Origin of the sequence: Vibrio sp. J2-4, from assembly GCF_021728155.1 — a bacterium.
Taxonomy (GTDB): domain Bacteria; phylum Pseudomonadota; class Gammaproteobacteria; order Enterobacterales; family Vibrionaceae; genus Vibrio; species Vibrio diabolicus.
This window is the reverse complement of record NZ_JAKKCN010000006.1, coordinates 345,922-365,687: the sequence shown is the minus strand read 5'-3', so window position 1 is coordinate 365,687 and position 19,766 is coordinate 345,922. Positions and strand designations below refer to the sequence as shown.

Below are 19,766 nucleotides of genomic sequence, written 5' to 3'. Positions count from 1 at the left end.
ATCTAAATGATGAAATTGTAATTTGCAAGGGGTTGTTTAATTTAACTTGTTGATTGGTAATGCATTACCAAGTTTTGAGGGGAGGTTGTTATTGCAAGGCCAACTTAGAGAATTTGAGGAGGTAATATTATTCCAAAGCGAGTTGTTGCGGGTATGTAGCAGGTTGGCTGGTCTGATGCGTGCGCATTTGTATACTTTTATCTACCTTTATTATTGGTGTGACTTCATGTCTCATTTCTTTCATGAAGCCATTTAGCCAATTTCATTTGTGATTGGTTGAATATTGAACTAATTATGTTGTGTAATTCTCCATCACGCTGTTCCATTTTCGTATCACTATGTTTTACTGGCAAACCCCGCGGTTAGTTGATGTATAATGCCCGAAGAATTAATCTATCAGTAGGTGTTATCCATGAACTATATGGCATATTATGATCTTGATGTTATAAACGGATGGGGCACTCGATGCACTTTATTTGTTTCGGGTTGCCAGCATCGCTGCTTCAATTGTTTCCAAAAAAAATCATGGTCGTTCAGTGCGGGACACCTATTTACTCAAGAACTTGAGGATAAAATCATAGCGGATTTGACCGATACTCGCATTAAGCGCCGAGGGTTAAGTTTGTCTGGTGGTGATCCTCTTCATCCATTTAACGTTCCTGAGGTGCTTAAGTTAGTCAGAAGAGTCCGTGAGGAATCTCCTTCATCAGATATCTGGTGTTGGACAGGTTACGTTCTTGAAGAGTTGGATGAGCATCAACAAGAGTTGGTTGAACTTCTAGATGTAGTTGTCGATGGGAAGTTTGTTGATGAGTTGAAAGATTTATCCTTAGAGTGGCGTGGTAGTAGCAACCAAAGGGTTCATTACCTAAGTCAACGTGCTAAAGATCATTATGATCAATTGCAAAAATAATCATAAAAACTTCGATTTTCTTGTAAGGTAATAAATATTAAGATTAAACTTTGGTAAGTCGCTCTATTTATTACCTTTTAGTGTTTTTTGTCATAGCTTTAGTCATAAAAATTCGCAAGGGTGCCGTGGCTGTTATAACCAGTCGACGCAACGCTTGGATTCAGGTGTGTTGTTCACGCAAGAAGCGGAAGACAAGATCATCAATGATTTGAATGACACGCGCATTAAACGTCGAGGTTTGTCGTTGTCGGGCGGAGATCCGCTTCATCCTGCTAATGTGCCTCATATTTTAAAGATCGTGAAAAGGGTGAGAGAAGAGTGTCCCGGTAAAGACATCTGGGTTTGGACAGGCTACACGCTGGCTGAACTGGATGACGCGCAAAGAGAAGTGGTGCAATACATCGATGTTTTGATTGATGGTAAGTTTGAACAAGACAAGAAAGATCTCAATCTCGAATGGCGTGGCAGTTCAAACCAAATCATTCATCGCTTTACGGATATTTAATCAAGCATTATCCAAACATAAAAAGGGCTCACACGTGCATAACGGGTGAGCCCTTTTGGTGTGAGTTCGTCAGTGCATTTGCAGTTACGCTGTCACTGTTTGGTCATCTTCGACCATATTGTTTATCCAACGTTTAGATTGGATACGATAAGTCGTCAGTACGCCTTTCACAAATTCTTCAGCTAGCAAAGACATCAAGACAAAATGCAAAGGCAACCCGAGTACCATACCAGTGTAATAGGTAAGGGGAATACCAATAGCCCACTGACCGAACGTATCAATAAAAATGCTGTAGCGAATATCTGCGCCACTCTTTAGTACGCCGCCAATCCCTACCATGTTAAACACTCTCAAAATCATACCCAGCGCCATGACTAAGCATACGTTAAGTGCCATTTCTGCATCGGTTAATGGGCTTAGTACCAATAGATGATGAATCAGAGGCGAGCTCAACCACACTAGGAAAAACAATAAGGTGGCTAAGATTGCGCTGGTTAACACATACCACCACGCCGTTTTCTCGACCCGATCACAATGTTTTGCGCCAATATCATTCCCAAGAAGAACGGATGCAGCGACCGCAAATCCCATAAAGGTTGAAATCAGTACACCTTCAATCGGTGATAAGAATGAGATGATCGCAAGTTCTGAAACACCCAATCGACCATAGATGATGCTGTAAACGATCAGCCCACCAGTCCAGAGCGCATCGTGGACCAACATGGGTAGAGAAACCTTAAAGTATTTTTGACGATACTGCTTTAAACGGCCTTGCGCCCAATCGAACTTGATCGGAATAAGGTATGCGTAGCGTTTACAGAAAAAGTAAATCAACACTGCCGTTTGGAAAAATCGAGAAACAAAGCTGCCAACGGCTGCACCAAATACGCCCCATTGAGGGAAGCCGAATAAACCGAAAATCAAAACATAATTAAGCACGACGTTCACGACAATCGCGGAGATACTAACGTTGGTTGCCAGTTTGGTTTGGCCTACGGAGCGCAATACCGCTTCAATCGGTACCACTATCGCTGTTGCAATGAGACTAAAGCCCGTAACGACAAGATAGTCGCGTGCATAAGTGACGTATTCAGGATCGTCTGACATGAAAGAGACGATCTCTTCATCAAAAATCGCGTAGAGAATAATAAACGGCAGCGTCACTAAAATGGAAATACACCAAGATTGCGCCAATGTTCTGCGGATTCCTGCCAGGTTCCCTGAGCCGTAATATTGAGAAGCCAGCACCGTTACTGCACCGCAAAGACCGAAAATGACTGCAAGGTTAAAGAAAAAAATGCGGTTTCCGACTCCAACGGCTGCAGTGGCGGATTCGCCGAGCTGGCTCACCATGAAAATATCCACGACGCCGAGTAACGCAAAAAGCATGGATTGAAGTGAAACAGGAAGGCCAATCGCAATCAGCTTTTGCCAAAATGCTTTATCGATGTATTCGCGTGTTAAGAGCATCGCATTTCTCCTTAAAGATTAATGCGAGTAGTTTATCCCTATGATTTGGCGGTGTATTTTTCAAAGGCATCCAAAACCTTTGTAAAACTCTCCACTAGTGTATATGTGAGCCAATAAATCATGGAAGATAAACAAGAACGCTACGCGATTTCAGAAAAAACCTATCAAGAGTTTATTGATCACAGTCGAGTACTGGCATTGGAGGAGAGAGGCATTGTGCAGTGCGGAATTGCAACCTGTCGTGACTTCTTCTCTGTTTATCGTAAAAACCAAAAAAAACACATGCTGCTTTACACCGTGCGCGGTAAAGGTTGGTTAGAAAGTGGGGCGTGTCGATATGATTTGGAGCCTGGCTCGTTGATCACGGTGCCAGCAGGTGTTGAAAACGGTTTTGGTATGGAAGAGGAACTCTGGCAGATCGCATGGCTTTTTCTTGCTCCTGATAGAGCATGGCCAATGATAGAGAGTAATATTAGTTACCAGCTCACATCTGCACCCGAGGTGATGTATGCGTGTATCCAAACGTTGTTACGCAGTATTAATCTTCCTATTGATTATGGTGGTGCGGTTGGTGCACATAGCGTGGCTCAGTTAGAGCTGATGTTAAACATGCCGCCCTCAGAGTCGATATCACGCAGCCAATTGAGGCTTCGGCGCGTATTCGATCTTGTCCAGCGTCAGCTCCATAAGGATTGGAGTGTCGAGCAAGTGGCAGCTTTATATCCATGTTCGGAGCCACATTTGCACCGTCTGACTCAAAAGCAGTTTGGTCGAAGCCCGATGGCACATTTAACACGTATGCGCATGGAATACGCTGCTAGGTTACTTCGTTCAACAGAATGGCCGATTCAACATATTGGAGAGATAGTCGGATATCCAACTAGTGCCAACTTTAGTACACGTTTTAAAGCGTGGTCGAGCATGACGCCAAGAGAATTTAGGAAAAACGGAAGAGTGGATTGGTATATTGAGGAGTGAATCGTTCTTTTTATAACCGATAGAGCGCACAAAACTTATCGTAACCCAGAATTTTGTTCTCTAATTGATGAAATAAGTGAAAAATCATTTCGCCATTTTTTGCGATGGTGTTAACGTGAGGTTCGGTACTTGAATTTCAAAGGGTTATGACTTTCATGTTTTCTAATCTCCCAACTCCCGTATTAGATCCTATTTTATCTCTATCCGTTGCATACCGTAACGATGACCGTCCAAACAAGGTTGACCTTGGTATTGGCGTCTATAAGAACAGCGCAGGCGAAACGCCGATCATGAAAGCCATTCAAATGGCGCAGGATGTCGTTGTTGAAACTCAAAAAACCAAATCGTACGTTGGTCTTGCGGGTTGCGAAGAATTTAATAAAAGCATGATCGATTTGCTACTGACGGGAACGTCAGCAATGGATCGTGTTGCTGCCATTCAAACGCCAGGTGCAAGTGGTGCGCTGCGTATGTTAGGTGACCTGATGAAGGTCGCACAGCCAGATACGACGGTTTGGATTTCAAACCCTAGCTACGTAAACCATAAACCAGTGATGGAAGCGGCAGGTCTTAAAGTTAAGTTCTACCATTACTTTTCTCCAGAAACGAAACAAATAGACACAGCAAAAATGATGGATGATCTTGCGAAAGCAGGGCCTTCTGATGTTGTATTGCTGCATGGTTGTTGTCACAACCCAACAGGCGCAGATATCGATTTTTCTGCTTGGCAAGCCATTACGGAATTGTCACAGAAGAACGGTTTCACACCATTTGTTGATATTGCCTACCAAGGCTTTGGTGATGGCCTAGAGGAAGACGCAAAAGGGCTTCGCTTCATGGCAGATAACGTTGAAGAGATGTTAATTACGACATCATGTTCGAAGAACTTTGGCCTATATCGCGAGCGCACAGGTGCGGCGATTGTCGTTGGTAAGAACATGCAAGACGTGGCCAACGCAAAAGGCAAGCTACTTACGTTAGCGCGTTCTACTTACACGATGCCACCCGATCATGGAGCGGCTTTGGTTAAGACGATTCTTCAAGATGACAACCTGACTTCCGTTTGGAAGCAAGAGTTGAGTGAAATGCAACATCGTTTGGTTAGTCTTCGTCAAAGTTTGTGTAACGAATTGAGAAACAACCATAATACCGATCAATTTGACTTCATTGAGGGTCACAAAGGCATGTTTACTGTGCTAGGCTTTAGTGAAAACCAAATGGCGCAACTGCGTGAAGATTATGGCATTTATGGTGTTGGCGATGGTCGAATTAACATCGCTGGACTTACCGAAACTCATATTCCATACGTAGCGGACGCAATTAAGAAAGTATCTCAAGCTTAATTGGAGTGTGGATGAAAAACTGGAAACTGATTCTGCCGCTTATGATGAGCGGCAGTTTAATTGCTTGTACGTCAACTCAAACGACGCAGGAACCTGCTGAGCCTGAGTCGCCGAAGGTCGAAGAACCTGTCAAAGTAGAGCCAGAAGTGAAACCAGAGGTTGATCCAACGCCTGAGGTTGAGCCTAAGCCTGAAGTAAAACCTGAGAAAAAGCCCGAGCCAAAACCGACAAAACCAGCCAAAGTGACAAAGACACCAGACGGCATGTTGATTCTTGGTTCTGAAGAGTGGGTTTACGTTCCTGAAATTGATCAAACCTTCAAAGCTAGGGTTGATACAGGGGCGACAACATCATCAATTAGCGCGACAGACATTGTTCCGTTTGAGCGTGATGGTAAAGATTGGGTTCAGTTTAAGATCGACTTGGGCGATAAAGAAACTAAAGAGTTTAAAGTACCTGTAGAGCGCTGGGCTAAAATCAAGCAGTCATCGTCAGAAGAGGTGGATAAACGAGCGGTAGTAAAAGCGTATATTACCGTCGGTGACCACAAAGAAAAGACAGAGTTTACGTTAGCTGAGCGTGGGCATATGAAGTTTCCAATTTTACTTGGTCGAAGCTTTTTTAGAGATATCGCCGTTGTGGATGTATCGAAAAAGTATGTCCAAGATAAACCTAAAAAATCCGGAAAAAATTAAAGCCTTGTTACTAGTTCCTGCTAACAATCGGTACTTAACAAAAATGGCCTCCGAAACCGGAGGCCATTTTTATTGAATCACACACTTGTTAATGCAGTTGCTTAGTTACTTAATTAAAATGCAAAACGAGCAGACATCACAATTTGTTGGCCATAGACACCATTATTTTTGAAATCCGCGCCAAGTGATAGTTGCTGAGTAGAGTGGAATCGTGCGCCAAAATTATAAACGGTATTGGAATCGTCGTTATCCATTATTTGACCGATACGGGCATGTAGCTCAACATTTTGCATGAACCAAATACGAGTACCAATATTCACCTCAGTGCGCCACTCGTCACCCACTTTATCACTGCCGTTTTCTTTAATGTTGTGTACCAACATTTGGCCATAAATATCCGCAAATTGACCCGCAGGACCATTAAAGCCAATACCACCAGCAATGTCCCAGTCTCCGCTGAATTCACTGTCTGCGCGAGCAATGAAGTGGGTGTTTTCCGTAAAGTAGGTATTGAACTCGCCACCAAATGTACCAGGGCTAGTGCCCATGCGAAATTCCATCGTGTTGTAGTTGAAATTATTTGCATGTGCGGAAAGTGGCAAAACAGCGCACAAACCAAAGGCTGCAACCTTTAGAGCTTTACCTAGCATGGAGTCTCCGGGCAAGATGATTAAAATGAACAAAAAAATGGTCTGCAAAAAGCAGACCAAGATTGATAAAGCTATCATTTTAAGTGCTTGCCGTCACCATTTAGCTGTAATGGTCACCACATCATGCTGATATCCAAAGCAAGCAGGGTTGTTTTACATGATCACCAGTTGCTCGACTTCAATTTCTGGCTTATTTCCGCCTTCAAATTCACCAAACAGACGGACTTTAGTCGTGTGATCAATCGGAGAGTTTAGTCGGATATCGTCATCCAGTTCGACCATGACTTCACCGGAACCATCGCTAAAGACAAACTTATCCGCGCGAACTTGACGTAATAAGTTACCTTCAACGACTACATCTTTTTCAGTAAACATATTGGAGTCGTTTAGCAAGGCGTCCAATTTTTCCACAGTGACAGGACCATTAAACTGCAAGTTTGATTGGTTTTGAGCGTGATCTTTCGCGAATGCGATAGAAGGAGCAATAACTAAGGCGGCGATTGTTGTGATAATTGTATTCTTTTTCATGTTACATCCTCATCGGTTTGCTTTGATGGATTCATTAAAACAGAGCTTGTTTGAACCAATGATGATTTCAACATTCATATTCTATTCATTTGCTTGAGTAAGTGGGGACGATGACGTTATGATTGTTCATCTTCCTCTATTCCTTACAAATGTTCATGAAATCAGCGATCCCATCTTTAATGGTTCAAGGCACCACTTCGGATGCCGGAAAAAGTGTCCTTGTGGCAGGTTTATGCCGTGTATTAGCGAGAAAAGGGATAAACGTTGCCCCATTTAAGCCACAAAACATGGCGCTAAATAGTGCGGTAACCAAAGATGGCGGTGAAATAGGTCGAGCTCAGGCAGTTCAGGCACAGGCGTGTAATATTGAGCCAACCGTGCATATGAATCCGGTTTTGATTAAACCCAATAGCGATACAGGTGCTCAGATCATTTTGCAGGGCAAGGCAATTTCCAATATGGATGCGGCTGGTTTTCATGATTACAAGAAAGTTGCGATGGACACGGTGTTAGATTCCTTCTCTCGTCTTACTCAAGAATTTGATTCGATCATGATCGAGGGTGCAGGGAGTCCTGCTGAAATCAATTTACGTGAAGGCGATATCGCGAACATGGGTTTTGCGGAGGCCGCTGATGTTCCGGTGATCATTGTTGCTGATATTGATCGTGGTGGTGTATTTGCGCATTTGTACGGAACACTCGCGTTACTTTCTGAATCTGAACAAGCGCGAGTAAAAGGATTTGTTATCAACCGTTTTCGAGGTGATATTCGTTTATTGCAATCGGGCCTCGACTGGCTAGAAGAAAAAACAGGCAAACCTGTACTCGGCGTGCTTCCTTTTCTTCATGGTTTGAATTTAGAAGCAGAAGACGCGATCACCGCGCAGCAAGAGTTGCACTCTGAGGTAAAACTGAATGTCGCTGTGCCTGTTTTAACCCGGATTAGTAATCATACTGATTTTGATGTGTTGCGATTGAATCCCGACATCAATCTACGTTATGTAGGCAAAGGCGAGAAAATAGATAAAGCCGACCTTGTTATTTTGCCTGGGACCAAATCAGTTAGAGACGACTTAGAGTATCTAAGAAGCCAAGGGTGGGATAAAGATATCTTACGTCATATTCGTCTTGGTGGAAAAGTGATTGGTATCTGCGGTGGCTACCAGATGCTTGGAAGCTTGATTGATGATCCAAATGGCGTCGAAGGCCAGCCGGGTCAAAGCGAAGGGCTTGGCTTACTAGACATCACCACGACGCTAACTAACAGCAAACAGCTTACAAATACACAAGCACAGCTTTCTCTTAATGGCAAAACAGCCAATGTAAAGGGTTATGAAATCCACGTAGGACAAAGTGAAGTGCAGGGCGTTCAACCTCTTACATTGAGTTCCGATGAAGCAGAGGGGGCTATCAGCAAGTGTGGCCAAATCATGGGAACCTACCTTCACGGGTTCTTTGATGAGGCAGATGTCTTAAGCCTGGTGTCAGAATGGGTAAACGGCACTCAAATCAAACAACAAGACTTTGAAGAGTTAAAGGAGCAAGGAATTAATCGTATTGCAGATGCGATAGAACAACATATGAACCTTGATTTTTTGTTTAAATAGCACATTAACTGATTGAACTTTCTACCCAAATAACCAGTTCTTTCGCTTGCCTTGTATTGGAGTTTCTCTATGAAAGCATGGAAAACGCATGCTTGCCTCGCGGCAATATTAAGCATTTCATTTTCAGCTAACGCAGCTACGAACCTCAAAGTGTATGCGGCGTCTTCGATGACGAATGCGATCGACGAAATCGCACAAAACTTTGAAGAAAAGTATGACGTTTCTATCACTCCCGTTTATGGTGGTTCTTCTTCTATCGCTCGACAAATTATCAACGGCGCACCAGCGGACATATTTATTTCTGCGAATACAAAATGGATGGATTATTTGGTCGATAAAGACGTTATTTCTCGTGACAATGTCACAAGCTTGGTGCGCAATAGCTTAGTGTTGATTGCGCCTCAGTCTTCAGAATTAACCTCATTTAACTTCTCTGATGCAACAGCATGGGAAAAGGCATTGCATGGAAATCGCCTTGCGTTAGGCAATCCGACGTCAGTGCCTGCTGGTATGTACGCGAAAGAATCACTGACTACACTGGGTGTATGGAAAGAGATTCAAACTCAAATCGCACCAGCAAAGAATGTGCGCCTAGCTTTGGCGTTGGTTGAACGTGGGGAAGCACCTTTAGGCGTGGTCTACAAAACCGATGCGCAGTTAACCGACAAAGTCAAAATTGTTGGTGAATTCGCGAGTGATACGCATGCGGCTATTGTTTATCCGGCTGCGGTTGTGAATGATTCTACTGAGTCCGAGCAGTTCTTCCAGTACCTAAAATCGGACGAAGCCGCACGCGTTTTTGCTCAATATGGCTTTCAGCAATAAACCGGCTTTCAATTATAGGAACGAAGCGTGACAGAACTGGAATACCAAGCCTTAATGTTAAGCCTCAAAGTGGGCGCGTACGCAGTACTTTGGCTCATTCCTCTCGGCGTTTTTCTTGCTTGGCTACTTTCTCGAAAAACGTTCTTCGGTAAATCGATTCTAGATAGCTTAATTCATTTACCACTGGTATTGCCGCCAGTGGTTATCGGCTATTTGTTGTTGGTTTCTCTTGGGCGGCAAGGGTTTCTTGGCAAGTGGCTCTATGAACATGTAGGGCTAGTCTTTAGCTTTAATTGGAAAGGAGCAGTAGTCGCTTGTATTGTGGTGGCCTTGCCTTTGATGGTTCGGTCTGTGCGGTTAAGTTTAGAGAACGTCGACCCAAAACTGGAACATGCCGCTTCAACGTTAGGCGCTTCTCCTTTAAAAGTTTTTCTCACCATTACGTTACCACTGACCATTCCCGGAATTATTACTGGGACGATGCTGTCCTTTGCTCGTAGTCTTGGTGAATTTGGGGCGACGATCAGTTTCGTCTCTAACATTCCGGGAGAGACCCAAACGATTCCACTGGCAATGTACAACTTTATTGAAACGCCAGGCGCGGAAATGCAGGCGGCTCGCCTATGTATCATTTCTATCGCGTTAGCTTTGTCTACATTAATGATCTCTGAATGGCTAAATCGCAAAGCGGTAAGTCGATTGGGTGCGAAGTAATGACGATTAAAGTTCAATTTAAACAAATGCTTGGTGATACTGATTTCGATATCAAACTTGAGTTACCTTGTAACGGAATTAGCGCTTTGTTTGGGCGATCTGGTGCGGGAAAAACCACGTTAATTAATATCATCAGCGGATTAGTTGCACCAAAGCAGGGACATGTTGCGATTGGTGATCACGTTTTGTTTGATAGTGAACAGGGGGTCAACTTACCAACACACAAGCGCGGCATTGGTTACGTGTTTCAGGATTCGCGTTTATTTCCTCACTATTCGGTTCAAGGCAATTTGTTGTATGGCGTTAAAGAAAAAGATGACGAGTACTTTGATGCAGTCACCGAACTCTTGTCTATCAAACCGTTACTAAAGCGCTTCCCGATCTCACTGTCTGGTGGTGAAAAGCAACGTGTTGCGATTGCGCGCGCATTACTATCAAAACCCAACTTGCTTTTGATGGATGAACCACTTGCGTCGCTTGATATGCCGAGAAAACGTGAGGTGATGCCATTTCTGGAGGAATTGTCGGATAAGGTTAATATTCCGATTATCTATGTCACGCATAGCCTGCAGGAGATCTTAAGGCTCGCTCAACACCTCGCTATTATCGATCAAGGTAGAATTACGAGTTCAGGTAAGCTTGAAGACGTGTGGGCTTCTCATGCGATGCGTCCATGGCAGTCTTTCTCGGATCAAAGCAGCTTATTTGAAGGCCGAATTGCTGAGCATCATGAGCGCTATGCGCTGACTTGTGTCAGCCTTGCACCTAATGCATCACTATGGGTGCAAAAGATTGATGGTGAGCCAGAGACGCCAATTCGCTTACAAGTGCGTGCCAACGACGTTTCTATTACGCTAGAGCAACCTAAGGCGACTTCTATTCGAAATATCCTGCCTGCGACTGTCGATTCAATCGAGGTGTTTAACGCGGCTGATGATAAACAGAGTATTAATGTATCGCTAAAGCTAGATGAGGGATGTTATTTGTGGGCAACGATAACACCTTGGGCGCTTGATGATCTCGACTTAAAGGCAGGTGATAGTGTATTCGCACAAATTAAAGGTGTCAGTGTCACGCAGAAAGACGTGGCATTAGCGCCGCATTAATCATTTAAAGCTACGCACGCTTAATGATCAAAAAAGGCCGCAAACGCGGCCTTTATTTTGTCGGAAAAACGTTATTTTGCGAACACTTCTTTGAATTCGCGTTTAAGAAGTGGGTCGCGACGTGCTTTCTTAAGTTGCTTAACCATGTCTTTCACGCAGTTGTGAAGCACATTATCAAGTAATTGAGCGCGGTATTCTTCTTTATCTTCATCTGTCATGTTTTCTGGCAGATTAAGAGTAGGGAATTCTTCCATCACGTTGATACCAGCAAATGCTTGGCCAACAGAAACTAGAGCATGAAATTGCTCGAAGTTATCTAGAATGTTCTGAGCACTTGCAGGCATTTCGTCCCAAGACTCACGCACTGCTTCTTCAGACACTTCATGGATAGAGGTAACCATTTCGAACATTTGCTCTGGAACTTCGTCAAACTCAATAACTTTACGTAGTTCAGGAGAAATTGTTGCTAGATCGATTTTTTTGCTTTCGCTGTTAGTTGCTTCTGACATGGTGTGTCTCTCATTACAAAAAGGCGGGAATATTAATACCAAATGCATCAAATAGCTATACCCATGTGTCCGTAAGATGACCAGAATACCTGAGTTTGTTGAACTAACGTTCGTTGGTCATGTTTTGGTAGGGCAATTCTCAGTGTAATCGTTATAGACAATTGATTCCGTGATATTTAAACAAAAATATAGCACTTAATTATGAGTCGAATGCAACAACTCTATGAGTATGGTATATGTTTAATAAAGACAAAATAAGAAATGGAACGCGTTATGCAACCGACAGGGACATCAATGCGAATCCTCCTGGTTGACGATGTTCAGCTAGACAGGATGCAGTTGGCTATTCGTCTTAAGCAACTTGGACATATTGTAAAAGCGGTGGGTAGTGGGCTAGAAGCACTAAACACCTACGAGAGTTTTGATCCTGAACTGGTATTACTCGATATATCGATGCCAGATATGAACGGTTTTGAAGTCTCTCTTCATATCAGAGAAACCTTTCCCGACTGGATCCCAATAATTTTCCTGAGCAGTCACGAAGAGCCAGAAATGATTGCAAAAGCCATAGAGGCCGGCGGTGATGATTATTTAATTAAACCCGTAGATAAACTCGTACTGAACTCTAAGCTTATCGCAATGCAGCGTATTGCCCATATGAGACGAGAGCTTAAACAAGCGACAGCTCAATTGGAGAAAGTGAATCAACTTTTGACCCAGCAAGCGAATGAAGATGGCTTAACCAAACTCTATAACCGTCGTTATATCGATCATAAGTTAGAATCGATGGTTGCATGGCATGGCCGTCACAACATGCCAATGGCTTTGATTTTATTGGACGTCGATTTTTTCAAACCGTTTAATGATAATTACGGTCATATAGAAGGAGATCGTTGCTTGCAAGCCATTGCGAACCAACTTAAAGCAACATTTTGTCGCTCTGGCGAATACGTAGGGCGTTATGGCGGAGAAGAGTTTGTGGTTTTACTGGGTTGCACAGACGCCCAAACCGCAGAGAGAGAAGCAGAACGTATACAAGAGGCCATGTATTTTCTGGATTACCCACATGAGTATTCTAGTGTGTCTAGTAGAGTGACAGTGTCACAAGGTGTTTTTGTTTTTCAACCGACGGGAAAAGAGCAGCAGTCTGATTTGTATGCGACGGTGGATAGAGCGCTGTATACCTCAAAATCTTTAGGAAGAAATACACATACGGTGGTAAATGCAAGTTGAAACAAGCTGTTATCAATAGTTACGCCTTAGCTACACTGTCACTTTTTTCATTATGTTCTAAGGCTAATTCGATTCAAGATCAGATACAAAAAGAGTATGAAAGGAACTTTGCTATTGGGATCGTTCTGTCGGATAGCGATGTCTTTACGGTAGGATTTCATGATTTCGATCCGAACGAATACTTCAACATAGATAACGAAGACATTGGTACTCAAGATTCGGTTGATCTCAGAAAGAAGATCGCTGTATCAACGCTACCATTTAGTTTTGATTTGTTTGAACAAGAGGGAATACAAACTCACTATCTATTAAATGGCCGAGTTTATGCCTTAAGTACAGAGCAAGATGTGTATGTAGACCGACAAGGACAGATTCCAGATAAAAGTAAAGAGTTAGTCATGGGCGGATATATTGAGTTTGCTGGAGAAAAACACCTCACTGATAAGCTAACGCTTAGTGGCGCAATCGGCTCACACTTAATGTACTATCAAAACGATTATAGTTATCGTAGTAATGCACTGAATGACCTAAAACCATTTCTAGAAGGTGTATACCTAAACACCAGTGCTTGGGCGGTTGTCGGAGAAGTCAACACAAAGCTCAAATACCTAGAGCATGAATCGTGGGGGAAATGGTACCTCTGGTCGGCTCCTCACTATTTTTATGGTACTGGCTGGGGTAAAGCAAATAATGGTGATATTGGCAATCCGGAAGGCTGGTATTGGGTCAATGGAATAAAGGTGTTTTATGATTTTACCCACATTGGAGATACTGTGCAGTCAGTGTATTCGAGCTTCAATCGAGTTGATATTGGTGGTGATACAAGAAAACCCATGAATACTGTACACTACTACGAAGCTAGTGTTGGATGGTTAATGACACCACCATTTGACTCCGATTGGATAGATAATATCGGGATCGGATTAACGATCAATTATGGCAGTGCGTTAAAAGGAGGAAGCTTAGTCTTGTTCTTTAATCAAGATTAGTCAGCTAACTTTCGCTCTGGGGGATTAATGAAGCCTCACGCAATTGCGTCCAGCTTTTTTCGCTTTGTAAAGCGCTTCGTCCGCTAACTTAATCACGTCCTGAGGTGCTTGCCCGTTTTTGCTGTCGGCCGCTCCGAAACTTGCGGTAACAAAGACCGACTTTCTCCTCGAACTGTCGTTACCACGCTTTTTTTGACCTTGTTTATGGTTATCTGGGCGGGATTCTTCATCACGTAAAATCATCTCATACTCTGCAATGGATTTACGTGCTTCTTCTAAAAACTCTTTACACTCATCTGCGTACTTGCCTTTAAAGACGATGGTAAATTCTTCTCCGCCAAATCGATATACTTTTGCGCCACCGGGAGTTTTAGTTAGACGCGAAGCGACCATTTTTAATACGTCATCACCCGTATCGTGACCGTAGGTATCGTTAAACTTTTTAAAGTGGTCAACATCAAGCATTGCGATCGTGAACTTTTTGCCCATGTGTTTTAAGTCAAGGTCGAGTGCGCGCCTACTCGGGATCCGCGTTAAGCTATCTGTGAAAGCCAATTGATGGCTGGCAGAGGCAGCATAAATAATGATAAGCAATCCCGTTAGGGTAAACATGGTGCTAGATATGTATTGCACATCAAAGAAAATGAACGTCGCGGACGCCAGCACCATTGCAGAGTAGGTCATAGCATGGATGATTTCATTCTTCTTTAAAACAAGAATTCCGAGGAAGCAGACAATACCCACACAATATAAAACTAGAATAAAAGGCAGTTTAGAAACCGTAGGTACGATAAATAAAATGCCGCTTGTCCATTGTTCAAACCCACCTTCAACGTAATACGCTAACGTAAGGTAAGACCAAAGAACGAACATCGTTAACATCAAGAGGTAAGTAAACATGGCTCTTGAGTCGAAACCGTCTTTACTAAACAAAAATACCGCAAGAAAAGAAACAGGAAGTAGCGTGGCTAAAATGGTCAGCTCAAGTAAGGCTGTACCACTTTGAAGTGGAACTTGTAGCCTGTGCTGTATCACGAAATAGGCCAGTAACGTCGCTAAGCACACCATTGACTCCCGACCTTGCTTAAATGAATAGCAAAGGAGCAGTGCACAGCCTAACAGTATGTACGGCAAATTTGCGGCAATACCCCAGTTTGACTGAGTCATCTGAATGATGTTGTTCATGCTCGAACTCACTAATCCCAGCAACATAAATGGGAAAAGGAATCGAAAGCCTGATGAAGTCATTGATGATGAGGACATCTATTACAAATTGCCTGAAAATAGTTGATTATATAATTGGTTAGGTTAAGCGTTTCATCAATATAGATATTAATCTGCTATCGATTTTCATGCTTCGAGAACTAGCAAGAATACGTCTATTTGCTCATTTTCCCAAGTATTTTGGGAGACATTACGACAAAAAGAGAGAGATTGATTAAATTAAGAGCAATCAATAAGTTGTTATAAACAAGTCGTTGCTATACTTGTTTTCATAGAACAAGGGAGATTTGCCAATGCAGATAAGTTCAGATGTGCATAACTACATGGAAACACTTGTTGGACAAGTGCTCAGTTTGCCTCAGTTTGTAGAGCAGTATAACAACGAGCAACTCGCAGATATTGCGTGCCTTGCACTTATTCAGCTTAAACCTGTCTATATTCGTCATGATATTGATTTTCTATCTTCGCTTCCGGAACAAAAGCTCACCCAATTTAAGCAAAGTGCAGATATCGCGGTGAAAAACGCGGCAGAAATGGTGAAAGAAGACCGGCGTAAAAACCGAGATCATGATGTACCTGTAATTTTTACCCATACCAGTTATGATGAAGACAAAGAATTGGACTGGTATGAAAGACCAATCCTCAATGTCAATATTAAGTGATACAAGCTTAATCTATCGATGAGCTTACCCAAGGAGGAACCGTGGGATTTTTTTCGCGTTTGTTTGGTGGTAGTGAAAAGACTGCTGAAGTAAAAACTGTGGAACCAGTTGAGTACAAAGGTTTCCTTATTTACCAAGAGAGCCTTTCAGAGGGTGGGCAATACCGCATTGCTGGTCGAATAGAAAAGCAATACGACGATGAGGTAAAAACGCATCGATTTATTCGTTCAGATTTGCTCGGCTCGGAACAAGATGCCAATGAACTTATGTTGAAGAAATCTCAAATGTTTATCGATCAAATGGGCGATAAAATCTTCGACTAACAATTCACCGCAACTTGATTCCAATCATCTTAAAAAGAGCCATTAGTGTATATGCTGATGGCTCTTTCTTTTTTAGAGCTTAAATGTTTGTTAAGTCAGTATTTAATTATGATCTGGTTAGACCTCAGTCTAGTAAGGCATGGCGTTGTTATTTTTCGTGCTCAGAGCGACAATCATTCATTACTTAGCGTTATATGTAATGAAATTTAGTATTTAAATTACAAAACACTTGAAGTAATGAGACGCGTTCGATACAAACAGAATAATAACAGGGCTGTTAGTCAAGGTGTTATTGTGCAAATGGGTGGCCCCAAACACCATCTTTCGTTTGCAATTGTCTTGCGTGGTAAACAGATAGAAATAAAAAAGAGTTAGAGTAGAGCGACGCTCTGTTTTGGGACTAATTTATTGATATGTATACAAGGAGTATGCGTTTTGCAAATCGGTGTACCTAAAGAGATACTTGCGGGTGAATCGCGAGTAGCTGCATCGCCGAAGTCGGTTGAGCAGTTAATAAAGTTGGGATTCGATATCGCGATTGAATCCCAAGCGGGGGTGCTTGCGAGTTTCGATGATGCTGCTTATGAAGCTGCTGGTGCGAAAATCGTTTCTAGTGAAGAAGTTTGGGCATCTGGTCTTATTCTAAAAGTTAATGCGCCAATCGTAGATGAAGAACAAGGCATTGACGAAATCGCACTACTACAAGATGGTGCAACACTTGTTAGCTTTATTTGGCCTGCTCAAAACGCAGAGTTGATGGAACAACTTTCAAGTAAGAACATTAACGTTCTTGCCATGGATTCTGTTCCTCGTATCTCTCGTGCACAAGCCTTAGACGCGCTCTCTTCGATGGCTAACATCGCTGGGTATCGTGCGGTTGTGGAAGCAGCTCATGAGTTTGGTCGTTTCTTTACAGGTCAAATCACGGCTGCCGGTAAAGTACCACCAGCGAAAGTATTGGTCGCTGGTGCGGGTGTGGCTGGTTTGGCTGCAATCGGTGCTGCGGGTAGCCTAGGGGCTATTGTTCGTGCATTTGACGTTCGCCCAGAAGTAAAAGAACAAGTTGAGTCCATGGGAGCAGAGTTCCTGACCGTGGATTTCCAAGAAGACTCTGGTTCTGGTGACGGCTACGCAAAAGAAATGTCCGATGACTTCAACAAAAAAGCGGCAGAGTTATATGCAGAGCAAGCTAAAGATGTTGATATCATTATTACAACGGCACTAATCCCTGGCAAACCTGCTCCGAAGCTGATCACCAAGGAAATGGTCGACAGCATGAAAGCGGGCAGTGTCATTGTTGACTTGGCAGCTGCTAATGGCGGTAACTGTGAATACACAGTTAAAGACCAAGTTATCATGACAGATAATGGCGTAAAAATTGTTGGTTACACTGACATGGTCGGCCGTTTGCCAACGCAATCTTCTCAACTTTACGCGACAAACCTTGTTAACCTTCTAAAACTGCTGTGTAAAGAAAAAGACGGTAACATCAATATTGATTTCGAAGATGTTGTTATCCGTGGTGTCACCGTGGTTAAAGAAGGTGAAATTACATGGCCTGCGCCACCAATCCAGGTTTCAGCGCAGCCGCAAGTGAAACAAGAGCAACCTGCGAAACCAGAGCCTAAAGTAGAAGAACCTACCTCTCCAACGAAGAAAATTATTGGTGTAGCCGCGGCAGTAGGTGCTTTTGCTTGGATTGCATCGGTTGCGCCGGCAGCGTTCCTTTCTCACTTTACTGTATTTGTTTTAGCTTGTGCTGTCGGCTACTACGTGGTTTGGAATGTTACCCATGCACTTCATACTCCGCTTATGTCGGTAACGAATGCTATCTCCGGCATTATTGTGGTTGGTGCATTACTGCAAATTGGGCAAGGTAATGGGGTCGTTTCATTCCTATCCTTTATTGCTGTATTGATCGCCAGCATCAATATCTTCGGTGGTTTCACCGTCACCAAGCGTATGCTTGAAATGTTCCGCAAAGATAAATAGGAGTTACAATGTCTGCAGGATTAGTACAAGCAGCTTACATTGTTGCTGCATTATTTTTCATCATGAGTTTGGCGGGGCTTTCAAAGCAAGAGTCCGCTCGTAATGGTAACTACTATGGTATCGCAGGTATGACGATCGCGCTGATCGCGACGATCTTCAGCCCTGATGCTCAAGGCTTTGGGTGGATCATTATTGCGATGGCGATAGGTGGGGCGATCGGTATTTTCTATGCGAAGAAAGTAGAAATGACCGAGATGCCAGAACTGGTTGCGATACTACACAGCTTTGTAGGTTTAGCTGCGGTTTTAGTTGGCTACAACAGTTACCTTGATACGCCAGAAGCAGCAACTCATGCTGAACATGTTATCCACCTTGTAGAAGTATTCTTGGGTGTCTTCATTGGTGCCGTAACCTTCACGGGTTCAATTGTTGCATTTGGTAAGTTACGTGGTGTGATTTCTTCTTCGCCGCTTAACCTTCCTCACAAGCACAAAATGAACCTTGCAGCGGTTGTGATTTCTACGCTTCTTATGATCTACTTCGTAAAAGCAGATGGCAGCATGTTCGCTCTGATTGTGATGACACTGATTGCGTTCGCGTTCGGTTACCACTTAGTTGCTTCAATTGGTGGTGCTGATATGCCAGTTGTCGTTTCAATGCTGAACTCATATTCAGGTTGGGCAGCAGCAGCAGCAGGTTTCATGCTCGCAAATGATCTATTAATCGTAACAGGTGCGTTGGTTGGTTCTTCAGGTGCGATTCTTTCTTACATCATGTGTAAAGCCATGAACCGTTCGTTTATCAGTGTTATTGCTGGTGGCTTTGGTCAAGAGATTGTGATTTCAGGTGACGAAGAGCAGGGCGAACATCGCGAAACAACGGCAGAAGAAGTCGCTGAAATGCTGAAGAACTCAAAATCAGTAATCATCACCCCAGGATATGGTATGGCTGTAGCGCAAGCGCAGTATCCAGTGCATGAAATTACTGACGTACTTCGTTCAAAAGGTATTGAGGTTCGCTTTGGTATTCACCCAGTAGCAGGTCGTCTTCCGGGACATATGAACGTGTTACTTGCTGAAGCGAAAGTACCGTATGATATCGTTCTTGAAATGGATGAAATCAATGATGACTTCGTTGAAACAGATACCGTACTGGTTATCGGCGCTAACGATACGGTAAACCCAGCAGCTCTGGAAGATCCGAACAGCCCGATTGCTGGTATGCCTGTACTGGAGGTTTGGAACGCGAAAAATGTAGTGGTATTCAAGCGTTCAATGAATACTGGTTACGCAGGTGTACAGAACCCACTGTTCTTCAAAGAAAATACATCAATGCTATTTGGTGATGCGAAGGAAAGTGTCGAGTCTATTTTTAAAGCACTCTAACCATTGTTGATTTAAAACTATACAGGGTCAGCAATCGCTGGCCCTTTTTTGTTCCGTTTCAATGTTATAGTAATGCAAATCCTTCTGTTAGCAGATGTCAATTGCTTGTAGATTG

General features: G+C 43.1%; 20 protein-coding genes. 15 read left to right on the top strand and 5 right to left on the bottom strand.

Annotated elements, in window-relative coordinates:
- Window positions 1-412 precede the first annotated feature (412 nt).
- Both nrdG (L3V32_RS20995) and nrdG (L3V32_RS20990) read left to right on the top strand, forming a co-directional pair.
- On the top strand, window positions 413-913 hold the full coding sequence (gene nrdG / locus L3V32_RS20995) for an anaerobic ribonucleoside-triphosphate reductase-activating protein (protein ID WP_140348752.1): 501 nt from the start codon (window positions 413-415) through the stop codon (window positions 911-913).
- A gap of 34 nt (window positions 914-947) precedes the next feature.
- Entirely contained in the window at window positions 948-1,418 is a 471-nt protein-coding gene (nrdG, locus tag L3V32_RS20990) for an anaerobic ribonucleoside-triphosphate reductase-activating protein (RefSeq protein ID WP_308191690.1), read from the top strand.
- Between the two features lie 84 nt (window positions 1,419-1,502).
- Here the strand turns inward: nrdG (L3V32_RS20990) and L3V32_RS20985 are convergent, their stop codons facing one another.
- Entirely contained in the window at window positions 1,503-2,888 is a 1,386-nt protein-coding gene (locus tag L3V32_RS20985) for an MATE family efflux transporter (RefSeq protein ID WP_237285112.1), read from the bottom strand.
- A gap of 120 nt (window positions 2,889-3,008) precedes the next feature.
- Here L3V32_RS20985 and L3V32_RS20980 point away from each other — a divergent pair, with 120 nt between their 5' ends.
- From L3V32_RS20980 to L3V32_RS20970, 3 genes are all read left to right on the top strand, one after another.
- Window positions 3,009-3,866 (top strand): AraC family transcriptional regulator, encoded by an 858-nt coding sequence (locus L3V32_RS20980; protein ID WP_029802109.1) that lies wholly within the window; start codon window positions 3,009-3,011, stop codon window positions 3,864-3,866.
- Between the two features lie 155 nt (window positions 3,867-4,021).
- Window positions 4,022-5,209, top strand: coding sequence for an amino acid aminotransferase (locus L3V32_RS20975; RefSeq protein ID WP_237285111.1), 1,188 nt, complete (start codon window positions 4,022-4,024; stop codon window positions 5,207-5,209).
- Between the two features lie 11 nt (window positions 5,210-5,220).
- Window positions 5,221-5,904, top strand: coding sequence for an ATP-dependent zinc protease (locus L3V32_RS20970; RefSeq protein ID WP_167427514.1), 684 nt, complete (start codon window positions 5,221-5,223; stop codon window positions 5,902-5,904).
- Between the two features lie 113 nt (window positions 5,905-6,017).
- On the opposite strand, the gene L3V32_RS20965 is transcribed toward L3V32_RS20970, so the two are convergent.
- Both L3V32_RS20965 and L3V32_RS20960 read right to left on the bottom strand, forming a co-directional pair.
- Entirely contained in the window at window positions 6,018-6,554 is a 537-nt protein-coding gene (locus tag L3V32_RS20965) for a hypothetical protein (RefSeq protein ID WP_005394515.1), read from the bottom strand.
- A 153-nt stretch (window positions 6,555-6,707) separates the two neighbouring features.
- Window positions 6,708-7,082: a YgiW/YdeI family stress tolerance OB fold protein gene (locus tag L3V32_RS20960; RefSeq protein ID WP_237285109.1), complete on the bottom strand. Its 375-nt coding sequence runs from the start codon at window positions 7,080-7,082 to the stop codon at window positions 6,708-6,710.
- A gap of 155 nt (window positions 7,083-7,237) precedes the next feature.
- On the opposite strand from L3V32_RS20960, the gene L3V32_RS20955 reads away from it, so the two are divergent.
- The 4 genes from L3V32_RS20955 (at window position 7,238) to modC (ending at window position 11,334) form a co-directional block, all read left to right on the top strand.
- A complete protein-coding gene (locus L3V32_RS20955; RefSeq protein ID WP_237285107.1) occupies window positions 7,238-8,689 on the top strand; it encodes a cobyric acid synthase in 1,452 nt (483 codons plus the stop codon).
- A 69-nt stretch (window positions 8,690-8,758) separates the two neighbouring features.
- The gene (gene modA / locus L3V32_RS20950) at window positions 8,759-9,514 is read left to right on the top strand and encodes a molybdate ABC transporter substrate-binding protein (protein ID WP_085343792.1); all 756 of its coding nucleotides are present in this window, start codon (window positions 8,759-8,761) and stop codon (window positions 9,512-9,514) included.
- Between the two features lie 27 nt (window positions 9,515-9,541).
- The gene (gene modB / locus L3V32_RS20945) at window positions 9,542-10,228 is read left to right on the top strand and encodes a molybdate ABC transporter permease subunit (protein ID WP_237285106.1); all 687 of its coding nucleotides are present in this window, start codon (window positions 9,542-9,544) and stop codon (window positions 10,226-10,228) included.
- Window positions 10,228-11,334 (top strand): molybdenum ABC transporter ATP-binding protein ModC, encoded by a 1,107-nt coding sequence (gene modC, locus L3V32_RS20940; protein WP_237285139.1) that lies wholly within the window; start codon window positions 10,228-10,230, stop codon window positions 11,332-11,334. Before modB ends, modC begins: the two co-directional genes overlap by 1 nt.
- Window positions 11,335-11,405: 71 nt before the next feature.
- Here the strand turns inward: modC and L3V32_RS20935 are convergent, their stop codons facing one another.
- On the bottom strand, window positions 11,406-11,843 hold the full coding sequence (locus L3V32_RS20935; protein WP_005394495.1) for a DUF3069 domain-containing protein: 438 nt from the start codon (window positions 11,841-11,843) through the stop codon (window positions 11,406-11,408).
- 273 nt (window positions 11,844-12,116) lie between these two features.
- Here L3V32_RS20935 and L3V32_RS20930 point away from each other — a divergent pair, with 273 nt between their 5' ends.
- Window positions 12,117-13,076 (top strand): diguanylate cyclase, encoded by a 960-nt coding sequence (locus L3V32_RS20930; RefSeq protein WP_074190148.1) that lies wholly within the window; start codon window positions 12,117-12,119, stop codon window positions 13,074-13,076.
- Complete coding sequence (locus tag L3V32_RS20925; protein WP_074190149.1) at window positions 13,073-14,065, top strand: Solitary outer membrane autotransporter beta-barrel domain; 993 nt, start codon at window positions 13,073-13,075, stop codon at window positions 14,063-14,065. The genes L3V32_RS20930 and L3V32_RS20925 overlap by 4 nt, the downstream gene beginning before the upstream one ends.
- 24 nt (window positions 14,066-14,089) lie before the next feature.
- Here the strand turns inward: L3V32_RS20925 and L3V32_RS20920 are convergent, their stop codons facing one another.
- Window positions 14,090-15,328: a GGDEF domain-containing protein gene (locus L3V32_RS20920; RefSeq protein WP_053808401.1), complete on the bottom strand. Its 1,239-nt coding sequence runs from the start codon at window positions 15,326-15,328 to the stop codon at window positions 14,090-14,092.
- Between the two features lie 254 nt (window positions 15,329-15,582).
- Between L3V32_RS20920 and L3V32_RS20915 the strand changes: the two genes are divergently transcribed.
- From L3V32_RS20915 to pntB, 4 genes are all read left to right on the top strand, one after another.
- Window positions 15,583-15,951, top strand: coding sequence for a late competence development ComFB family protein (locus L3V32_RS20915; protein ID WP_237285105.1), 369 nt, complete (start codon window positions 15,583-15,585; stop codon window positions 15,949-15,951).
- 41 nt (window positions 15,952-15,992) lie between these two features.
- A complete protein-coding gene (locus L3V32_RS20910) occupies window positions 15,993-16,274 on the top strand; it encodes an HlyU family transcriptional regulator (protein WP_005394488.1) in 282 nt (93 codons plus the stop codon).
- 435 nt (window positions 16,275-16,709) lie between these two features.
- Entirely contained in the window at window positions 16,710-18,266 is a 1,557-nt protein-coding gene (locus L3V32_RS20905; protein ID WP_237285104.1) for a Re/Si-specific NAD(P)(+) transhydrogenase subunit alpha, read from the top strand.
- A gap of 8 nt (window positions 18,267-18,274) precedes the next feature.
- Window positions 18,275-19,651: a Re/Si-specific NAD(P)(+) transhydrogenase subunit beta gene (gene pntB, locus L3V32_RS20900; RefSeq protein WP_237285103.1), complete on the top strand. Its 1,377-nt coding sequence runs from the start codon at window positions 18,275-18,277 to the stop codon at window positions 19,649-19,651.
- Window positions 19,652-19,766 lie beyond the last annotated feature (115 nt).

What these genes read in the sequence shown, in the direction of transcription:
- L3V32_RS20935 (WP_005394495.1), bottom strand. Translation starts at nt 11,843, where the DNA reads ATGTCAGAAGCAACTAACAGCGAAAGCAAAAAAATCGATCTAGCAACA.
- modA (WP_085343792.1), top strand. Translation starts at nt 8,759, where the DNA reads ATGAAAGCATGGAAAACGCATGCTTGCCTCGCGGCAATATTAAGCATT.
- L3V32_RS20920 (WP_053808401.1), bottom strand. Translation starts at nt 15,328, where the DNA reads ATGTCCTCATCATCAATGACTTCATCAGGCTTTCGATTCCTTTTCCCA.
- L3V32_RS20960 (WP_237285109.1), bottom strand. Translation starts at nt 7,082, where the DNA reads ATGAAAAAGAATACAATTATCACAACAATCGCCGCCTTAGTTATTGCT.
- L3V32_RS20955 (WP_237285107.1), top strand. Translation starts at nt 7,238, where the DNA reads ATGAAATCAGCGATCCCATCTTTAATGGTTCAAGGCACCACTTCGGAT.
- L3V32_RS20985 (WP_237285112.1), bottom strand. Translation starts at nt 2,888, where the DNA reads ATGCTCTTAACACGCGAATACATCGATAAAGCATTTTGGCAAAAGCTG.
- L3V32_RS20970 (WP_167427514.1), top strand. Translation starts at nt 5,221, where the DNA reads ATGAAAAACTGGAAACTGATTCTGCCGCTTATGATGAGCGGCAGTTTA.
- L3V32_RS20930 (WP_074190148.1), top strand. Translation starts at nt 12,117, where the DNA reads ATGCAACCGACAGGGACATCAATGCGAATCCTCCTGGTTGACGATGTT.
- L3V32_RS20915 (WP_237285105.1), top strand. Translation starts at nt 15,583, where the DNA reads ATGCAGATAAGTTCAGATGTGCATAACTACATGGAAACACTTGTTGGA.
- nrdG (WP_140348752.1), top strand. Translation starts at nt 413, where the DNA reads ATGAACTATATGGCATATTATGATCTTGATGTTATAAACGGATGGGGC.
- L3V32_RS20980 (WP_029802109.1), top strand. Translation starts at nt 3,009, where the DNA reads ATGGAAGATAAACAAGAACGCTACGCGATTTCAGAAAAAACCTATCAA.
- L3V32_RS20965 (WP_005394515.1), bottom strand. Translation starts at nt 6,554, where the DNA reads ATGCTAGGTAAAGCTCTAAAGGTTGCAGCCTTTGGTTTGTGCGCTGTT.
- modC (WP_237285139.1), top strand. Translation starts at nt 10,228, where the DNA reads ATGACGATTAAAGTTCAATTTAAACAAATGCTTGGTGATACTGATTTC.
- L3V32_RS20975 (WP_237285111.1), top strand. Translation starts at nt 4,022, where the DNA reads ATGTTTTCTAATCTCCCAACTCCCGTATTAGATCCTATTTTATCTCTA.
- pntB (WP_237285103.1), top strand. Translation starts at nt 18,275, where the DNA reads ATGTCTGCAGGATTAGTACAAGCAGCTTACATTGTTGCTGCATTATTT.